At 40.8% G+C, this 20,156-nt stretch carries 16 protein-coding genes and 1 pseudogene; 12 read left to right on the top strand and 5 right to left on the bottom strand.

The window, feature by feature from the left end; all coding sequences use genetic code 11:
• Nucleotides 1-15: 15 nt before the first annotated feature.
• A complete protein-coding gene (locus tag ACM0OR_RS16695) occupies nt 16-2,058 on the bottom strand; it encodes a polysaccharide biosynthesis protein (protein ID WP_414577509.1) in 2,043 nt (680 codons plus the stop codon).
• 1,223 nt (nt 2,059-3,281) lie between these two features.
• Between ACM0OR_RS16695 and ACM0OR_RS16690 the strand changes: the two genes are divergently transcribed.
• From ACM0OR_RS16690 to ACM0OR_RS16655, 8 genes and pseudogenes are all read left to right on the top strand, one after another.
• Nucleotides 3,282-4,025 (top strand): ABC transporter ATP-binding protein, encoded by a 744-nt coding sequence (locus tag ACM0OR_RS16690; RefSeq protein WP_414577508.1) that lies wholly within the window; start codon nt 3,282-3,284, stop codon nt 4,023-4,025.
• 175 nt (nt 4,026-4,200) lie between these two features.
• Entirely contained in the window at nt 4,201-4,932 is a 732-nt protein-coding gene (locus ACM0OR_RS16685) for a carbonic anhydrase (RefSeq protein ID WP_414577506.1), read from the top strand.
• 82 nt (nt 4,933-5,014) lie between these two features.
• Complete coding sequence (locus ACM0OR_RS16680; RefSeq protein WP_414577505.1) at nt 5,015-6,739, top strand: ankyrin repeat domain-containing protein; 1,725 nt, start codon at nt 5,015-5,017, stop codon at nt 6,737-6,739.
• Between the two features lie 34 nt (nt 6,740-6,773).
• Nucleotides 6,774-7,334 (top strand): annotated as a pseudogene (locus tag ACM0OR_RS16675) (heavy metal translocating P-type ATPase); the annotation flags it as partial.
• A 13-nt stretch (nt 7,335-7,347) separates the two neighbouring features.
• Nucleotides 7,348-7,650 carry a hypothetical protein gene (locus ACM0OR_RS16670; protein WP_414577503.1) on the top strand — a complete coding sequence of 101 codons (303 nt, stop codon included), beginning with the start codon at nt 7,348-7,350 and terminating at the stop codon, nt 7,648-7,650.
• A 101-nt stretch (nt 7,651-7,751) separates the two neighbouring features.
• On the top strand, nt 7,752-8,219 hold the full coding sequence (locus ACM0OR_RS16665; RefSeq protein WP_414577502.1) for a Mov34/MPN/PAD-1 family protein: 468 nt from the start codon (nt 7,752-7,754) through the stop codon (nt 8,217-8,219).
• A 157-nt stretch (nt 8,220-8,376) separates the two neighbouring features.
• Nucleotides 8,377-9,549 (top strand): molybdopterin-synthase adenylyltransferase MoeB, encoded by a 1,173-nt coding sequence (gene moeB, locus ACM0OR_RS16660; protein WP_414577500.1) that lies wholly within the window; start codon nt 8,377-8,379, stop codon nt 9,547-9,549.
• Between the two features lie 344 nt (nt 9,550-9,893).
• Complete coding sequence (locus ACM0OR_RS16655; protein ID WP_414577498.1) at nt 9,894-11,030, top strand: GUN4 domain-containing protein; 1,137 nt, start codon at nt 9,894-9,896, stop codon at nt 11,028-11,030.
• A gap of 52 nt (nt 11,031-11,082) precedes the next feature.
• On the opposite strand, the gene ACM0OR_RS16650 is transcribed toward ACM0OR_RS16655, so the two are convergent.
• Nucleotides 11,083-11,847 (bottom strand): transposase, encoded by a 765-nt coding sequence (locus tag ACM0OR_RS16650; RefSeq protein ID WP_414577497.1) that lies wholly within the window; start codon nt 11,845-11,847, stop codon nt 11,083-11,085.
• A gap of 210 nt (nt 11,848-12,057) precedes the next feature.
• Here ACM0OR_RS16650 and ACM0OR_RS16645 point away from each other — a divergent pair, with 210 nt between their 5' ends.
• A complete protein-coding gene (locus ACM0OR_RS16645; RefSeq protein WP_414577495.1) occupies nt 12,058-13,224 on the top strand; it encodes an MFS transporter in 1,167 nt (388 codons plus the stop codon).
• Nucleotides 13,225-13,260: 36 nt separating this feature from the next.
• Here ACM0OR_RS16645 and ACM0OR_RS16640 read toward each other — a convergent pair whose 3' ends face one another.
• Complete coding sequence (locus tag ACM0OR_RS16640) at nt 13,261-15,036, bottom strand: SWIM zinc finger domain-containing protein (RefSeq protein ID WP_414577494.1); 1,776 nt, start codon at nt 15,034-15,036, stop codon at nt 13,261-13,263.
• Between the two features lie 302 nt (nt 15,037-15,338).
• Between ACM0OR_RS16640 and lpdA the strand changes: the two genes are divergently transcribed.
• From lpdA to ACM0OR_RS16625, 3 genes are all read left to right on the top strand, one after another.
• A complete protein-coding gene (gene lpdA, locus ACM0OR_RS16635) occupies nt 15,339-16,766 on the top strand; it encodes a dihydrolipoyl dehydrogenase (protein WP_414577492.1) in 1,428 nt (475 codons plus the stop codon).
• 250 nt (nt 16,767-17,016) lie between these two features.
• Nucleotides 17,017-17,907, top strand: coding sequence for an indole-3-glycerol phosphate synthase TrpC (trpC, locus tag ACM0OR_RS16630; RefSeq protein ID WP_414577490.1), 891 nt, complete (start codon nt 17,017-17,019; stop codon nt 17,905-17,907).
• 303 nt (nt 17,908-18,210) lie between these two features.
• Complete coding sequence (locus ACM0OR_RS16625; RefSeq protein ID WP_190701809.1) at nt 18,211-18,444, top strand: DUF5340 domain-containing protein; 234 nt, start codon at nt 18,211-18,213, stop codon at nt 18,442-18,444.
• Nucleotides 18,445-18,698: 254 nt separating this feature from the next.
• On the opposite strand, the gene ACM0OR_RS16620 is transcribed toward ACM0OR_RS16625, so the two are convergent.
• A complete protein-coding gene (locus ACM0OR_RS16620; protein ID WP_242039351.1) occupies nt 18,699-18,890 on the bottom strand; it encodes a DUF2949 domain-containing protein in 192 nt (63 codons plus the stop codon).
• A gap of 532 nt (nt 18,891-19,422) precedes the next feature.
• Nucleotides 19,423-19,938: a DUF192 domain-containing protein gene (locus tag ACM0OR_RS16615; protein ID WP_414577488.1), complete on the bottom strand. Its 516-nt coding sequence runs from the start codon at nt 19,936-19,938 to the stop codon at nt 19,423-19,425.
• Between the last annotated feature and the right edge of the window lie 218 nt (nt 19,939-20,156).

The raw sequence follows: 20,156 nt of genomic DNA, 5'->3' as shown, positions 1-20,156 counted from the left end.
TATTTTTTCAATTTATTACACACCTTTAGTCTCTATACTCGCTAAGATATTTACTTTAGAATTAGAGCTAGCCAAACTGGTATTATTTGTGTATGGAATAAAAGTTTTTTCTTGCTCATGTTTGTATCCAGCCACTAATTTCTCTAGAATAAAAATTATAGAACTAGGATTATTATTCCTAGCTTCAGAACATAATGCTTCTACATTAAGGGCTAGATTTTTTGGCAAGATTCGACTGGCATTTTTCACAATCATGAGTTTCTCATGTTGGGTTGGCTCATATTCCTCCCCGTCAATAAACAGTTCTTCAAATAATTTCTCTCCGGGTCGTAATCCTGTAAATACAATATCTATGTCTTTATTGACTTCATACCCAGAAAGATGAATTAATTCTTTTGCTAAGTCCACAATTTTCACAGGTTGACCCATATTTAGCATGAAAACCTCACCACCATGCCCAACGACTGCTGCCTGCAACACTAATTGTACGGCTTCAGGAATAGTCATAAAATAACGGCAGATATCTGGATGGGTAACTGTTATTGGTCCACCTGCGGCAATTTGCCTTTTAAAAGTAGGAACAACACTACCGCGACTGCCTAAAACATTACCAAAACGTACTGCAACATAAGGTTTACCACTATCTTTGGCAGCTTGCAGCACTAGCATTTCTGCAACTCTCTTACTCGCTCCCATGACATTAGTTGGATTCACAGCTTTATCAGTGGAAATCATCACGAAATTCTGCACATCATATTCTAGTGCCATATCCAAGAGATTTTTTGTTCCCAACACATTGTTAGTGATTGCTTCTGGTGAATTTAATTCCATCAGGGGGACGTGCTTATGAGCGGCTGCATGAAAAATTACGTCAGGTTGGAATTTTTCAAAAGCGTGTTTTAGTCGTTCTCTACAGCGAATATCACCAATAAAGCTGGAAATTTGAGGTGTATAATGTTGTGCTTTGCTATCTTTTTTGAGTATGTAAATTAGCTGCTCTAATTCCTGTTGGATATTAAAAACAGAATTTTCTCCGTGTCCCATCAGCATAATTTCAGCAGGACGACATTTACAAATTTGACGGCAAAGTTCGCTACCAATCGATCCTCCTGCACCTGTGATTAATACCGCCTTACCTTTGAGAAATTGAGATACTCTTTCAATATCTGTCTGTATTGGTTCTCGTCTGAGTAAATCCTCAATTCTCACATCCCGAATGCTGTCTACTCTGACCCGATTATTGAGGATTTCATGTATTCCTGGTAAAGTGCTAGTTTGAATGCCAGTTGCTTGGCAAATATCAACGATTTCTCGAATGATTTTACCTGCAACTGTTGGCATAGCAATGATAACTTTCTGAATTTGCAGAGATTGTACAATGTTAGGAATAGTATAGCGATCGCCTACTACGGTAATCCCGCGAATCTTGGCGTGTAATTTCTGTGGATCATCATCAACAAAAGCAATAGGATTGAACCCCAATTGCGGATTTCTTTGCATTTCTTCCACGAGGTCGATTCCTGCATTACCTGCACCCACAATTAGGACACGCTCTTGTAAAGAAAATACTGTATACTTTTGCCTGGTTCTTTCTATAATCCGAATACTGAAACGTACTCCACCAACGAGAATACAGGAAAGCAAGCCATCAATTAATGGTATTGATGGTGGCAATTTAGCTATATTGAAATACGGTAGTAAATCCAAATTATAAAATATTAACATTTGGATAACCGTCGTAAGTCCCATATACAAGATGATATTTATTAGTTCTTCAATACTGGCATAACGCCAGTAAAATCTATAAAAACGCAAATTCCACAAAATAACTATTTTGACTAATAAAAAAATTATTGTGACTCTTCCCAGCTCAGATATATATGTTCGTAGACCTATTGTGCCATCTGAAGATAGGAATAAAGCTAACAATGGTGTAATGACAAAAATAATACTATCAATGATAATTAAGTATTTGTTTCTGAGATTCAAAAAACTTTTCAAGAAATGGTTAACGGGTTTTTGTACCCACTGATGGTAATTCAAAAATAAGTCATTCATACCCGTGCAAGCCTCTAGATGATTTATCAACAAAGAATATATGCGTTAGTTGTCAAATTAACCCTTCCACACAAAAAGCTACAGTATGAATTGGATTCCAATTCGTAGAGGAATAGAGGATTAAAACCCTTGCTCTACAAGTGGTCTTCAATTAGTGAAAAATTTTGTAGAAAGTGGTGAGTTTTAATACCCCACTTCCTTGTACTGATTTATCTAAGCATAGCTTTTAAACTATTCTGACTTCTAAATTCTTCTTCAAGTTAATGATGGGCTGTTAATCAATAGGACTTACGCACAAATTACGGAATAACATTCGCGTAGCGTGCGCGTAGCGCATACCACAGAGACGCAGAGAACACAGAGGAATAAGGGCTTGAGAGAGTTTTTGCGTAAGTCCTGATAAACATGAGTCTCAGATAAATTAATTATCCATTATCTAGTGTTAGTGTACTGAAAATCATATATAGCTTTTCTTAATTAGATGAGGTATGTCATAGTCTCCTCCTTGCTTCCGGGGAGGGTTGTGGGTGGGGTTTTTGTATCTCACTCAACCGAGAAACGCTATATAAATTCCTCTGAACATGAGGTATCTCATACTAATATGAGTTTCTTCAAAGTTACATAGCAAAAAGACCGTTAGGAAGACAGTATAAAATTGGCTGATTTTATACTTTACTTGATATATTGTATGAAAATAAATGGTGCAGAACTTAACTAAAGACATTATTGTTTTACCAGAAGATAATCGATTAAGTCTCGCCAACTTGGCAAAGAATAGAAAATAAAAGAATAAAGCAATCTTTGATTTATGTTTATCAAAACTTCAATTTTTAGTCAGTTATATGAATAATGTTTAGCAAAAATATGAAGTTGCAAAATAAATTACTCCGAACGTAGAATTAATGATGTATAAGGACATTAAACCTTTATAGATGTTTATGTGGTTCAAATTACATAGCTAATTTTTATAATAGAACCTAAAGACGAAAAAACAATCCTTTGAGGCTTTATTGTGTGATTAGAATGACACAGTTGAATAGCTTTTAAATCAAGTATGAGTAGTAATTAAACAGAATGAGTAGGAATAACAGAGTCATTGAGAACATGGTAGTTGGATTAGGTGACAGGTGATAGTGAAGGGAGAATGAGCGTTATGGATTAACCTGAACGCTATAACTATGTATAGTGAAAGTCACTATATTTGATTTGATGGCAAGGATTCTATGTCAGGTTCAGCACAAAATTCAGCCCCACTACTAGAAGTTCAAAACGTCCATGCTGGATACATTAAAGATGTTGATATCCTACAGGGTGTGAATTTTCGGGTTGAACAAGGGGAATTGGTGACAGTGATTGGCCCTAACGGCGCGGGTAAATCAACTTTAGCCAAAACCATTTTTGGCTTGTTGACACCCCATACAGGCACAATTACCTTTAAGGATGAGAATATCGCCGGACTGAAATCTAATCAAATTGTCCGTCGGGGAATGTGCTACGTACCCCAAATTGCTAATGTGTTTCCTTCTTTGAGTGTCGAAGAAAATTTGGAAATGGGGGCTTTTATCCGTAATGATGTCCTCAAACCCCTGAAAGATAGAATATTTACCATGTTTCCCAGATTAAGCGATCGCCGTCGGCAACGTGCTGGTACACTCTCAGGAGGAGAACGTCAAATGCTGGCAATGGGCAAAGCTTTGATGTTAGAACCGAGTTTATTGGTGTTAGATGAACCTTCAGCCGCTTTATCTCCTATTTTAGTAACGCAAGTATTTGAGCAGATTAAACAAGTTAATCAAGGGGGTACAGCAATTGTCCTCGTAGAACAAAACGCCCGTAAGGCTTTAGAAATGGCGAACCGTGGTTATGTCTTAGAATCTGGACGCGATGCTATATCTGGCCCTGGTCAAGAATTATTAACTGACCCCAAAGTAGCCGAACTGTATTTGGGGGCTGGGAAGAGACATTAGGGGACAAGGAATTTTGGATTTTGGGTGGAAACCAATCTAAAATCCAAAATTCACGCATTGAATTACCCTATGCCTAAAAATTAAATCACTCTTAAAACGTGTACAAAGGTACTCTTGTAGCATCTCCAATTCTGATATCTTCCTGACAACATCACAAATGTTTTCAAGAAGATTAATGAGTCGAATCAATGGATTTATCGGTCGTCGTAATTTCTTGTTATTAGCAGGTGGTAGCGGTTTAGCTTTAGCAGCTACTACTGTGGGTGGTAGTCTGATTAAAGATACACAAGAAACTACTATTGCTGATGTTAATCCAGCAAACCCTAATGTAGTCGATCCTCAACAGGCGTTAAAACGCTTGATGCTTGGTAATCAAAGGTTTGTAGAAAGTAAACCTCAATATCCCAATCAATCACGAAAACGTCTACAAGCAATTACCCAAGGTCAGTATCCTTTTGCAACTATATTGGGCTGTGCAGATTCTAGAGTACCAACAGAAATTATTTTTGATCAAGGACTTGGAGATTTATTCGTTGCGCGAGTCGCTGGTAATGTCGCCAGTGACATGGCTATTGGCAGTATAGAATATGCTACATCTGTATTGGGTTCGCAGTTAATTGTCGTTTTGGGTCATAGCAAATGCGGTGCTGTTGCAGCAGCTATGAAAAATGAACCTCTTCCTGGTAGGATTGGCTATGTGATCGAAGGCATCAAACCAGCTTTAAACAGCGTCAAAAAAACATCTCAGAATATTGAAGAAGCAGCAGTTATTGCCAATATTCAATACCAAGCGAAAAAACTGCTACAAAAGTCTGTAATCTTAGCGAAATTGGTACGTCAGGGTAAACTTAAAATCGTTGGAGGAGTTTACGACATTGATACAGGCAAGGTTTCTATTTTAACTTAGGATTTTACTAAAAAATTTTGCAATCTACATAATTTAGCTGAGTCAAAGCTAACCTGATAACAGAAGTTAACTCAGAAAAATTATGCAAATTCATATTTATGTACAGCAGGGAGATATTGCCAGAGTTGCGCGTGAGATAGCCAATGGTGTTGATATTGATTCTACAAAAGAGTATTCCCCCCAAACACCATTAATGTGTGCTGTCAGTAGCTCCAGTGCAGGTATAGATATGATTCGCTTCCTCTTGGAACATGGCGCGAATGTTAATGCTGTTGAAGAAGAACCTCAAAATACTGTACTTGGATTGGCTGTACAGTCAGGCAATCTGGATAAAATCCAATTGATTCTGGATGCTGGAGCGGATATTAACTATCGAACACCAGACACATATGATGTCTTAATTCATGCTATGTATGGTCGAGATATTTTTCAGGATGAAAACTTAATCTCGATTTTAAATTTACTCATATCTAGAGGTGCTGCTGTTAATGGAATGACTAGCTATGGTGAGTCTGCAATTAAAGTAGCGGCTGATGTTGGGAGATTTGATGCTGTCAAATTATTATTGAACGCAGGTGCTAACCCAGAACAACTGGGATGGACGGAATTAATGCACGCGATAGTTTTTGGTAGTTTAGAGCAAGTCCAGTTATTACTAGAGCAAGGCGCAGATCAAAATGTGCGCGATTGTGAGGATAGAACCCCGTGGTTATTGAGTCTTCAGGTGGGTGAACTAGCTAAAGCCGAATTACTTTTAGCGGCGGGAGCAAATTACCATGATGCTGGAACGTGCGGAAAAACGCCATTAATGTATGCGATCGCCAACAATAGGGTTGAAGTCCTACAATGGCTAATAGCAGAAGGATTTGATGTTGAAGCCACTGATGAGTTTGGTAACACTGCGTTAATGCTGGCCGCAGACAGTGGTGCAACTGATTGCGTCAAAATTCTACTAGCAGCTGGTGCAAATCCTGGCAGAGTCGGTGATTACAATAACAAAGCCATTAATATGGCTAGTAATCTGGAAATTGTCAGAATGCTAGTTGCAGCTGGTGAAGACTTGAGCGATATTAACGATGATATGCGACTAAGACAGCGATCGCTCACCGGCATTACCCAGAGTAAATTTTCATTATCACAATTATCACCAGAGCAATATTTTGCTGGCAAACATCCGCGCTTTGGCAAAACTAATCCAGAGTTGATGGAAATCCCTTTTTGGCAGGCGATGATTTATGATGGTTGTTCTGCTTATGCAGCCAAGAAATTTTTTAACGATACAGAAAATAGGCAAGATAAAGGATGGTGCTATGAGCGATTTGGTAGAACCATTACACAATTAACCGATGGCAGAATTGTCGAAGTTGCTGGCGAACATGAAGATTACTATGACCCGAATTTTTGTATCTATAATGATGTTGTAGTTTATCAAAGTGATGGTAATTTCCAGATTTTTGGTTATCCTAAAGATGTTTTTCCCCCAACAGATTTTCATTCTGCTACCTTAGTTGGAGAATACATATATATTATTGGTAATTTAGGATACGCCAATACAAGAATGTATAATCAAACTCCAGTTTATCGATTACACTGCAACACATTTAAAATAGAAAAAGTAGAAACTACTGGAGATAAACCAGGATGGATTAGTCGCCACAAGGCTTACTACAAAGAACCAGATAAAATTGCTATTAAGGGCGGTAAACTGTATGTAATGGGTAAGGATAACTCAGAAGATTATATAGATAACTCAGTCGATTATTTATTAGATTTAATCACCTTCACTTGGAGTCGTATCACAAGTTAAAAACTATGTAGGTTGGATTAACCCAATCTATATGGTTTTTAACTACACATTAATAGAACTCGCCGCCGCCGAACAACGCTTAACTCACCCAGTCGCCGAAGCCGTGGTACGTTATGCCGAAAAATTAGGGATAGAAATTCTGTCCCGTCAAGAATTTGCGTATGAAATTGGCTTAGGGGTCAAAGCTAAAATCGATGGTGAACAAGTTTTAGTAGGAAGCGATCGCTTTTTACGTCAATGTGGTATTCCTTTAGATTGTCTGTATGCAACCCATCAATGCAACCATGCAGATTGTCCCTAGCAACTTAATTGTCGCACTTCTGCCCATGATTCCTGATTGTAGCAGTCAATCAAGAATTCCAGGGCGTAATTCAACCTGAGCAGTTTTGTAGAAGCAATTGCGATCGCCCGTCAAACCCAAACACTCATTCAGCAAAATATCGGTTTAGCCGTAGTTCCCAATTTAGCCGCACTCGGACTAGCCACCACCGTAGGACTACATCCCCTAGCGGCGACAGTCGTCCATAATGGTTCAGCCATTGCAGCCGGGTTAAATGGTTTACGTCCCCTCATGCACAAAGACCCACCGAGGTAATAATGAGGATGGGGTGACACAGTTAATTGAGTATATTCACAAAAATTTCTGCTTTGGAATAGGAACATTCGCATTTGGAATAGGAACATTCGTGTTTGGAACAGGAACATTCGTGTTTGGAACAGGAACATTCGTGTTTGGAACGGGAACATTCGTGTTTGGAACAGGAACATTCGTGTTTGGAACAGGAACATTCGCATTTGGAACAGGAACATTCGTGTTTGGAACAGGAATATTCGCATTTGGAACAGGAATATTCGCATTTGGAACTAAACACAGTTCAGACAAACCCAAAAACCCTCATGTAGAGACGTGATGAATTGCATTTTAAAGACTAAATTTCTACGCCAATAACCCTTACTTGAAGCATATTAGTTGAGAATCCTAATATTTATTGACGCGATATCTCTTTAATATATGACTCACGGAGTAATTAAATTAACCCCACAACATCAGCAAACCATCTTTAACCATGCTGAAAGCACCTACCCTAATGAATGCTGTGGGTTAATTTTGGGATATATGGCGGATGGGGTGAAAACTATAGTTGAAGTCATACCAACAGCAAATGCTTGGAATAGCGAAGCAGATAACTTTGCTGGCGATAAAACAACCCATAGCACTGAAAGACGATATGCGATCGCACCCCAAGTCATGTTACAAGTACAAAAATCAGCACGGGATAAATCACTCAGCATCATTGGTATCTATCATTCCCATCCCGACTATCCTGCCATTCCCTCAGAATGCGATCGCCTGTATGCTTGGCAAGGATACCTATATATAATAGTGTCCGTCCAAAAGGGTGTAGCCGGTGACATCAAAACTTGGAGTCTTGATAACACTCATCACTTTCAAGCCGAGACACTTGTTGCAGAAAGCTAGAAACGAGTAATCTTTACTCACAACTCACAACTCACAACTCAGCACTCAGCACTCACAACTCAGCACTTTCCTGATAACATAATTTAAAACTTAAATATAGAGACGGATATCATTTTTCGATACAATCAATAATCCGCGCTTCCTCATTCAAACTTTTATGCTCAATCCCAATCTGGAAGATATCCAGTTAACCAAAGACGATTACGAACGCTATTCCCGTCACCTAATATTGCCGGAAGTGGGAGTAGAAGGACAAAAACGCCTTAAATCTGCCAGTGTTTTATGTATCGGTACAGGTGGACTAGGTTCACCACTACTGTTATATTTAGCAGCCGCAGGTATCGGCCGCATTGGTATCGTTGATTTCGATGTTGTAGATACTTCCAACCTGCAACGCCAAGTTATTCACGGTACATCCTGGGTAGGTAAACCCAAGATTGAATCCGCGAAAAACCGCATTCACGAGATTAACCCCTATTGTCAAGTTGATCTCTACGAAACCCGCCTAAGTTCCGAGAATGCCCTAGATATTATCAGACCTTACGATATTGTCGTAGATGGTACAGATAACTTCCCCACCAGATATCTAGTCAACGACGCTTGCGTATTGTTAGACAAACCCAACGTCTACGGTTCAATTTTCCGCTTTGAAGGCCAAGCGACTGTATTTAACTACGAAGGCGGACCGAACTACCGCGACTTATACCCAGAACCACCACCACCAGGAATGGTTCCTTCCTGTGCAGAAGGCGGAGTATTAGGTATTCTCCCAGGGATGATTGGTATCATTCAAGCCACGGAAACCGTCAAAATTATTCTTGGTAATGGTAATACCTTAAGTGGCAGACTATTGCTTTATAATGCCCTGGATATGAAATTCCGGGAGTTAAAGCTGCGTCCTAACCCCATTCGCCCAGTTATTGAAAAGCTGATAGACTACGAACAATTCTGTGGTATCCCCCAAGCCAAAGCAGCCGAAGCGCAACAACAGCAAGATATGCAAGAAATGACGGTAACACAGTTGAAGGAATTACTAGACAGTGGTGCGAAAGATTTTGTGCTGCTAGATGTGCGAAATCCTCATGAGTATGAAATTGCGAAAATTCCTGGTTCAGTGTTAATTCCGCTACCAGAAATTGAAAATGGTGATGGTGTCGCCAAAGTCAAAGAATTACTCAACGGTCATCGCTTAATTGCTCATTGTAAGATGGGCGGGCGATCGGCTAAAGCTCTAGCTATCCTCAAAGATGCAGGTATTCTGGGTACAAACGTCAAAGGTGGTATTCAGGCTTGGAGTCGGGAAGTAGATTCCTCAGTTCCAGAGTATTAATTTAGAGACATCTGGGAATTAGAATTACAGTTCCCTTTTTTAGGCTACGGTTTACACACAAGTCTGATAACCTAGTCCCACATCGTGTTGATCCCCCCTAACCCCCCTTAAAAAGGGGGGAACTAGAATCAAAGTCCCCCTTTTTAAGGGGGATTTAGGGGGATCAAGCCACATTCTGCACTATATGAAGAGTCTAGTTAAAAGTTATACTTACAAGCTCTGCTAAAATCAACAAGGGTTTTTGGGTACGACACCCATATACTTACAGTCAGCTTCTCAGGGAAATTAGCTAAAAACACTATAATTTATTCTAAGCCTAATTTATCCTACTCCTGAGCGCGAAAATGGCAGAGGAATCTTTCAAGCTTTTCTTTTCTTACTCTCACAAAGATGAATCTCTACGGGATGAATTAGCTAAACACCTGACTATATTGGAATATCAGCGTGTAATATCAAGCTGGCACGACCGCAAGATACTACCCGGAGAAGAGTGGGATTACCAAATTAACGATAATTTAAAGACAGCAGATATCATTCTTTTGCTTGTCAGTTCCGACTTTCTTTATTCTAAGTATTGTTGGGATGTGGAAGTTAAAAGGGCAATAGAACGCCATAATACAGGAGAAGCTTGTGTAATTCCGGTGATTTTGCGGAATGTTGATTGGGTTGGTGCGCCATTTGCTAGACTGCAAGCTTTACCTAAAAATGCTGAACCTGTGGTGTCAAGGTATTGGCATACTCAAGATGATGCTTTTACGGATGTAGCGAAAGGGATTCGTGCTGCTGTGGAAGCACTCAAACAAAAACGAGAAGAACGTCAACGCAAACAAGAAGCTGAAACACTACGACAACAGGAAGCTGAGGCTTTACAAAGACAGCGAGAACAAGAAGAAGCTGAGAGACGACAACGGGAACAAGAAGCTGAAAGACGACGACAAGAGGAAGCAGAAAGACTAAAACGAGAACAAGCAGAAGCTGAGAAACTACGTCAAACTGAATTAGCCTCAGAAAAAGGTGTAGACTATACGAAATTGCGCGACCTACTAGCAGCAAAAAAGTGGAAAGAAGCAGACTATGAAACATATCTCGTAATGCTTCAGGCAGTAGGGCGTGAAAAAGATGACTGGATTAGAAGTGAAGAATTATTAAACTTCCCCTGCACTGACCTCCGTACTATAGACCGCCTATGGGTAAAATATAGTAACGGACATTTTGGCTTCAGCGTACAAAAAGAAATCTACTTGAGCGTCGGTGGTAAACCAGACGGCAAGTATTACAAAGAAGCCTGGGAAAAATTTGGCGATCGCGTAGGATGGAGAGTGAAAGGAAACTGGATATACTACTCTGATGGAAATTTTGACACATCCTCCCCAAAAGGACACCTCCCTTTTTGTGTTTTTTCGGGGTTTGGTTGTGGTGTTGGAGTGGGGTTTGTCGGGGTGTCTTCTCTCGCATGGAGACTTGTAAACTGTAACATCTAAGGCTTTCCGACAATTATAAAGATTTATTACAAGCCCCTAAAGCACGGTAGAATCAACATTTCAAATTTCCGATACCTGGCACTGCGGGGTTATAACAGTTCGCCCGAATAAATTTTTCTGCTACCTCATGCACCTCAGTATCTTCAGTAACTCGTTGCTTATCCCAAGGTAAACTCATTTGTCCCGGTGACTTCTTCTTGCCTTTATTCTTCAACGACGGTAAAAAACGACTACCCCAATGATTCCTTTTTTCAGGTTTCGGCTTAGGGCGATATTTTTTGCAAAACTGGCGATATTTAGCGGCGCATTCTTCCAGCGTCCTACCCAATAGTAAAAACGCCGGATGCCATTGAGTAATACCATCATTACTCAAGCGGTCATGAGTGCCATAATTGCTGAAGTCATAAAAAAAGCCTTGCTGTACTCCCGCCGCTTTGGGGTTAGCGTGGATATATCGCAGCGTATTTAAAGCCCGTCGCTGATCCGTATTAGCAAAACCCGTGCTATGATATCGCTTCTCCCAAAAATGCCCCGTCCGGTTCATCATCCGGTTAAAACACATAGCAGTGTACCAGTTTAACCAGTGCATGATTTTGGGTAAATTTTCCGGCTGTTGTGGTTCTATCAAGTAATGCACATGATTGCTCATGATGCAAAGCGCATACAGCTTAAACCCGTACTTTTCTTGTGCTTTCTTAATGGCGTAAAGGAAAACTTCACGACATTCTAACCGCGTCAGGCGAAATTCCCGATTATTGCAACGGGTAGTGATGTGATAACAAAAACCTACTTGAAAATTACGCAGAGGTCGAGACATAAAAAATTACCAAATGGATTTAAACCCCTACATTTTGTTAAAGCAAAGCGTAACGCACCGTATGATAGTGGTGCGTTACGGCTAGATATCATTTGCACACACTCCCAAATCCTTACACAGCCGTAACACACCCTACTTAATATTTCTTTTATAAATAGGCTCTCATAATCCCGGTATCTTGGAGATACGGGAATTATTTATCACAGATTAATGAATATTGTTAAACCGCAATTTAATATCTTATGGGTGCAGGTTGGGGTATTAGCTGCATTGCAAGGAGCAATCACCCTCTGCTGGCTAATTTATAACGCTTATCTACCTCAACTTTTAAGCCAATTTGGTTTTCCTGCATCTTTGGCAATAGGTTTGTTGGTAATAGAAAATGCTTTGGCTGTGATTTTAGAACCTTTGATGGGGGGACTTTCAGATCAAGCCAAAAATTGGGTAGGTAGTAGATTTCTGTTTATTTCGGGGGGTGTCATTCTCTCAGCGACATTATTTATAGCTATCCCCAGCATAGTTACTTTTGTACCACCGACTGTAGTTTTACGATCGCTCCTCCCCATAACATTAATAGCATGGGCGATCGCAATGACAGTATTTCGTTCTCCGGCTATCGGTTTATTGGCTAAGTATTCCCGTCCAGCTGAGTTACCCATCGCAGCTAGTTTGCTGACACTGATAGGGGGAATAATTGGGGCGTTTCGCGGCGTTGCTAATCAATTTATTTTAAGTTTAGGGTCAATTTTTGCCTTTGCGATCGCTTCTTTTGTATTGTTAGCTGTAGCGGCTGCACTACGCATAGTTACACCTCCCGATAAACCAGGTGAGCAACGTCACCCAGAAATTATCCAGTTACCTTGGCCAGAATTAAGACTAATTTTAGCAACTGGTTTTGGGATTGCTTGGGGTTCTCGCTTGCTAATGGATGTTGTTAGTAAGATTCTACTAGCCCAATTTAATCAAAATGATTGGTTAATGGTGGGAGTAGGACTTGCGATCGCTGTTGCGGCTCTCCCTGGGGGTTGGTTTGCTGTTAAAATCGGCAACAGTCGCGCTATGTTGATTGGTATTGGCATCACCATTGTCTCACTATTGTTAATAGTTTTTCTCAACCTAATTCCTTTTTTATTACTATTAATAGTCGGCTTTAGTTTAATTATTAACGGCACAATTCCCTTTGCTTTAGGTCTTATGTCCCAACGCTGGAAAGGATTAGGATTGGGGATGTATTTCGGTGGATTTGCGTTAGCCATGAGTTTATTTAGCCTAGTTTTTCCCCAACCTCAAAGCATTACACCTATTGTGGGTGCAGTCGGGGCGACATTGGCATTTCTATTAGCAGGTGGATGTATTGCGACTAGTAATAATTCGTAATTCCTAAGAAGGCACGATTAAATAACTGCTAATTTCTTACTCCATACCCCATTCCTTTAACATCCCCATTAATTTACGCTTACGTCCGTGGATTTCCATCAACTGTTCACGATAACTCGCCCAATGTGCTTGTCTTCCAGATGCTATGTAAGCGGCGCGTGCTTGTTTCAACCATTCATTCGCTTCACCATAATATTCTGCTTTCCCCTCATCCATAATTCTTTCAGCACGGCGGCGAGAGTTAGCAATCACCCAGTCAGGATTGTGAGAAATGGCGGCTTCCATGACGCGGTGAACTAAAGCTACATGATAATGGCTCAGTTCGCTAACACTTGTAATAGCATCATCAATTAAACCTTCATGTAACAGGATGTCTACTTTGGCTGCTTGTATTTCCCAATGCTCAGAAGTGCTGATAACTTTCAATAAGTCGGGTTTGATGTTCTCCCAGTCTTCCCCGGCTAATTCTGCTATCTTTTGATAATCAACAAAGTGAGGCTTGACTTCAAAAGCCGCCTTGAGTGCTAACAATGCAACTTCACTATTACCCAACTCTAAGGCTAAATCACTTGTCCAAATGCCTAATGCGTACTGACAATTTCCCCATAACTTAAACCCAGTTTGGGCAATTTCCAAGGCTTGCGGTAATGAACCTTGTTCAGCGAGGGTTTTGGCTAAAGCGAAGGCTTCTTCCATTGAACTCATTTCAGTCTGGGCAGCTATCACAGCTTCTTCTACTCTGCCTAAGCGTCCTAGCATGGTGAGATAGGCTTGGGTTTGTCCTTCTGCCTGGGCTAAATAGAGGTATTCTTGATAACGTTCTTGATGTTCGAGAATTTTCAGGCGAATCATGGCTAAATCATCAGCGTAGTCTGGTATTTCTTGTTCCCAAACTCCTCTTTCACTGATATTTCCCTGGAGAACCTGCATCAATTGCGGATCATCCCAGCCTTGGCGTAAGGCTGCTAAACTCATACCAAAATCAGTATTCCATTCATCTTGCCAAACTTCCAAATTGACTTGAATATCAACCTTTTCTTCTGGGGTGAGTTCGGCCGAGAGAATCACCTCACACCAAGCAATATTCAATTCCCAGGCGATTTCATTATTATCACCACCGTATTCTAAAACCTCATCCCAATTTTCTGCACAGGTAGCGGTAATAGCTTCGAGAACTGCGATCGCATTATAACTTTCTCCCTGTTCGCTAAACTCTAAAGCCCCTTGCACCAAACTAAATAATTCTTCTGTCAGGGGATCTTCCTCATACCCCTCCTCAAAATAACTCACCGCCTCCCGAAGAATTTGCTGAATTTGCCCTCGCAAAGCTGGGAGATTCACAGTAATTTGTCGTTCAGATTTGGCAGATAGGGGTTTAGATACAGGACTTGTCATCCAACTGACGTGCTGATCAATAATATCAATTAGTTGGGGTTCTTCTGCCACCAATTCCTGTACTAGCCTTTGAGTCTGCACAGCATCGAGACGATTTAGTAACTGTTCTAGGGTGGGGCGTTGTTCAATAATATCTGGTTGACGAGTTAATACCAGTGCCGTCGCCACAATATGTTTACACCAATCATCAAAGTTGTAAGCACAATTACAGTAGGCTGAGGTTATGGCTTTGTCGTCAAAATTCAAGCAGACTTGATAAGGTTTGACTTCACGACCTTCAACTTCAGACTGTATCTGCTGACCCCGTTGGGTAATTTTGGTCACAGCACCTGATTGAAAATATGCCTCACCGCGTTGAAAAGACTTGGAGTTAGCATAACGGCGGACTGTAAATTCACTGATATTGGGAAAAGACATTAAGCGATCGCCTGGAAGAATCCTATAGGTGATTTTAATTCAAGATTACTCGTTGCGCGATCGCCCTGCAAATACTTTCACGGTCATAATGGAATAGGGACAAATCAAGTCAAAAGTCAAAATTAATTAAATAACTCCTGGGGATTGGGAAGCACGGGAAGCAAAGAGGCAGAAGTTCTTTAATTTTGAATTTTGTAGCTTGCTTCCCGTAGGGTATTTTGAATTTTGAATTTTTAATAGGGGTTGCACTGATGACGAGTGAAGTTGAGAATAGATAATGCGAAGCACACGGGGAAACTAACGTGAGTCATGACTTTGATTACGATTTAGTAATTATAGGAGCTGGTGTAGGGGGACATGGCGCAGCCCTACACGCCGTAAGTTGCGGCTTAAAAACAGCGATTATCGAAGCAGCCGATATGGGGGGAACTTGTGTCAACCGAGGCTGTATTCCTTCTAAGGCGTTGTTAGCCGCATCTGGACGTGTGCGGGAACTGCGCGATGCCCATCACCTGAAGTCTTTGGGAATCCAAATTGGCGGTGTAGAATTTGATCGTCAAGCGATCGCAGATCACGCCAATAATCTTGTTTCCAAAATTCAAGGGGATTTAACAAACAGCCTCAAACGCCTGGGAGTCGATATCATCAGGGGTTGGGGTAAACTCGCCGGCACACAAAAAGTCACGGTGACAGGAGACGGTGGCGAAAAAACCATCACCGCTAAAGATATAATTCTTTCTCCTGGTTCTGTACCCTTCGTCCCCCCAGGGATTGAAGTAGACGGCAAAACTGTGTTTACTAGCGACCAAGGCGTGAAGCTAGAAACACTCCCAGAATGGGTAGCCATTATTGGTAGTGGTTACATCGGTTTAGAATTTTCTGATGTTTACTCAGCTTTGGGCTGTGAAATCACCTTGATTGAAGCCCTCGATCAACTCATGCCAGGGTTTGACCGCGATATTGCTAAACTCGCGGAACGGGTACTCATTACACCCCGAGACATTGAAACCAAAGTGGGAATCTACGCCAAAAAAGTTATTCCCGGTTCGCCTGTAGTAATTGAATTGGCAGATTTCAAAACCAAAGAAGATGTTGATGTCATCGAAGTGGATGCTTGCTTAGTAGCCACAGGACGCATCCCAGCTACCAAAAATCTCGGTTTAGAATCTGTGGGTGTAGAACTTGACCGCCGCAATTTTATTCCTGTTGACGATCGCATGGCAGTGTTATCAGCAGGTGAAGTTGTACCCCATTTATGGGCAATTGGTGACGCTAACGGCAAAATGATGCTGGCACACGCAGCCTCAGCCCAAGGTATCATCGCTGTCGAAAATATGGTCGGACATGATAGAACAGTCGATTATCGCAGCATTCCCGCCGCCGCATTTACCCATCCCGAAGTTAGCTATGTTGGCTTAACTGAAACAGCCGCGAAAGAATTAGGACAAACCGAAGGTTTTGAAGTCGCTACCAGTAGAAGTTACTTCAAAGGCAATTCCAAAGCCTTGGCAGAAAACGAAGCCGACGGTATAGCCAAAGTCATCTACCGCAAAGACACCGGAGAAGTTTTAGGCGTACATATTTTTGGCTTACACGCCTCCGACTTAATCCACGAAGCATCCGCCGCCGTCGCTAACCGTCAATCTGTCCAAACCCTAGCCCATCTAGTTCACGCCCACCCAACTCTGTCAGAAGTGTTGGATGAAGCATATAAACGAGCAATTGTCTAGGGTGTAGAGGCTACGGTGTACACACAAGTCCGATAACCTTATCCCCCATCATTTTGATCCCCCCTAACCCCCCTTAAAAAAGGGGGAACTAGAATCAAAGTCCCCCTTTTGAAGGGGGATTTAGGGGGATCAGACCACATTTTGCACCCAGCACTCATCACTCATCACTCATCACTCATCACTCATCACTCAGCACTCATCACTCAGCACTCATCACTCATCACTCAGCACTCACAACTCAGCACTGAATATGCAAATCCGTCGCCGTCAACCAAACCCGGCTATAAATGTCTCTATATTGCGCTATCAAGCTGCTGTACCAGATGCAGAACCACAGCACATCCTAGAGGAAATCGTCTGGCAGAAGGAAATAGAAGTTGAACAAATGCGCGAAAGAGTGCCTTTGCGAGAATTGCAGAAGCAAGCACTCACCGCACCACCAACTCGTGATTTTATCGCTGCCTTAAAACAAGGTAGAACCAAACCAGCGTTAATTGCGGAAGTGAAAAAAGCTTCCCCCAGTAAAGGCGTATTTCGGGAAGATTTTGACCCCGTAGCGATCGCTCTATCCTATCAACAAGGTGGTGCTAGTTGTCTTTCTGTTTTAACGGATAGTAAGTTTTTTCAAGGTAGCTTTGATAATCTATCTAAAGTACGTACTGCTGTAGATTTGCCGCTACTGTGTAAAGATTTTGTCATCTATCCTTATCAGATGTACTTAGCCCGCTTGCGAGGTGCAGATGCAGTTTTATTAATTGCAGCTATCCTCAGCGATCAAGACTTGCAATACTTCCTCAAAATTGCCAAGAGTCTTAATATGGCAGCATTGATTGAAGTTCATAATCTCGAAGAACTTGACCGTGTATTGGCTTTAGATGGTGTATCTTTAGTCGGAATCAATAACCGGAATTTAGAAGATTTTTCTGTTGATCTACAAACCACTTGCCAAATTTTAGCCGCCAGGGGTAACCAATTACAGGAAAAAAATATTCTAGTTGTGAGCGAGTCAGGATTACATACCCCAGAGGATTTAAATTTAGTATCACAAGCTGGTGCAGCGGCCGTGTTGATTGGCGAATCCTTAGTCAAACAGCCAGATCCAGAATTAGCGATCGCGCTTTTATTTTCCCCCTCTACTTGATCACCTTAGTATAGCTTGGCGGAAATAAGCGGTACTAGGGGCTAGTTAGTTGATTATCTAAAAATCTCAGTTATACCAATTTTAGAAAAAAATGAAACAGATCGGTAGGTTGGGTTGAATGAAGTGAACCCAACAGAGATAAGACTTTGAGGCGTTGGGTTTTGTTCTTCAACCCAACCTACATTTGTAGCAATTATTTTTTGAATTAGTATTAAATATTTATTTATTGTGTCAAAATTGACTTGACAGCAAATAAAAATTAAACATCAAAAAATTACCTAATTGAAATCATCAATTAACTACATGGAGCAAATCCCTCTACCATCACCTATTCACTACGAACTTATACTTCAATTATTAGAAAGACAAACCATGTCAGCAGTCAATAATAACCCTGAACTGCGATATCAGGTTAATCAACTAATTATTACTCTCCGTAAAGCAGTAGTTCAACAAAAGCACTTAGAAGAAAGCTGTCAAGGTTCTTCTGTACCAGTAGAACACCGTTGGTCAATTAATCATCAGAATAATTCGTAATTCGTAATTCGTAATTCGTAATTAATATTGGGCATTGGGCATTAATTTTTCTCCTCTGCTTCCCCACTCCCCTCCTTCTTCTTCTTACCCTCTGACTCAAATAAAAGAGCGAGTTAACTAATTAACTCGCTCTTTTATCGAATTCGTCTGGAAATAAATAGAAAATCCAAAAATCAACTTCTCTATCTGTTAGCCTTGGTAAAAGACAGAGTAGATTTGCCATACTTTGATTCTCCTTGATGAGAACTCATGTTCTACGCTGTTTCCAACCAATCATAAATTTGTTCTAGTTGGTCTAAAGTAATCAAACCGTACTGCCAAAGAATCATCGGTAAAGGTCCCGGATCTTGTTCTCGATGGCGCAACGCCACTCCTAAAGATGCGGCTGAAATAGACAAATCTTCCTGTAAGAAACGAATTAGTCGTGAATATGTTGATGGTGACATTTGTAACTCACCTCCTTCCTTAATATGTACCGTCAAGTATTGGTTTCTCATTTATCTGTAGCCTGCAACTATTACTTCACCCGTGAATTTACGATTACCGGATAAACACACTAGTCAATTTAGCTAATTTCCTTAAAAAGGGGCATATCGTCTGCAAAACCTAGAAAAAAATAGCTTTTCCTAGCTCTAACACCATTCCCCTACTGATTATTTTGACTAAAAGTGATTCTGAAGCATGGATTTATCTTTGCTACTATAATGCTTTTTGACTACACATCTAGTAATCAAGATTCCCTAGCTAATACTGCCTTATTGACGACTGATTACACTTATGCCAAAAGTAAGATTTTTAGCTATCTAATTCGTTAGGTTGTGATTTTACCTGATAAATCGTAGGATTAACTATTTTTGAGATTATATTAAATAGTAACCTCAAAATTTGTCGTTTTACGTATACTTGATATATTTTTTACGTAAAACTTATGAATGCTCATTTGCTCTAGACCTGTGAAATCAGCCATACCAAGGTTAATTACGGTAAACCTCGCGTATCTAAAAACTCAATTTTGATACTATCACCTTCCTGAAGATTTAATTCTTTCGCCCGTCCCGATCGCAATTCAATGACTTTATCAATAGGTACGTTCGGTCCATAGGTAGGACAAGGTTCACTAGTGCATGGCGGGGCAGAAGTTTTAATATACTTAACTACACCATTTTGTAAAAAGACCATATCCAGAGCCACAGGGACATTTTTCATCCAAAAGCTCACCGGTTGTGCAGAGGAAAATTGAAATAGCATTCCTCGATTGTCTGGTAAGGCTGGGCGATACATCAGTCCAAGTGATTGCTGTTCAGGTGTCTGCGCCACTTCTAACTGTATCGTTGTACCATTGGGAACGATTGCCTTGGCAGAAATGGGTAATGTTTGCCCCGATGATACTGGTACTTGAGCAGTTTTTTCAGGAGATTTAGCTGTTGACTGCACAGAACACCCGATCAAAAAAATACTCAGCAGCATCGGAATAAAAGTTAACCAACGCATCATACAATTTTTAATTTGGTAATTTAGATTTCGATTTTACAGAAATTTCTCACAAATAGCCCATGCTTTATAATTCAAAATTCAAAATAGCCTACGGCAAGTCTTGCGCCTACAAAATTCAAAATTAAAGACACTCAGCACCGGCTAAACGCCGCGCTACCGCTAACAGCACTCACTACTCACTACTCACTACTCACTACTCACTACTCACTACTCACTAC

The organism is Anabaena sp. CCY 9402-a (genome assembly GCF_963920945.1).
In the GTDB taxonomy this organism is placed as follows: Bacteria; Cyanobacteriota; Cyanobacteriia; order Cyanobacteriales; family Nostocaceae; genus Trichormus; species Trichormus minutissimus.
The sequence above is the reverse complement of the archived record's forward strand: the minus strand, read 5'-3'. Positions and strand labels throughout refer to the sequence as shown.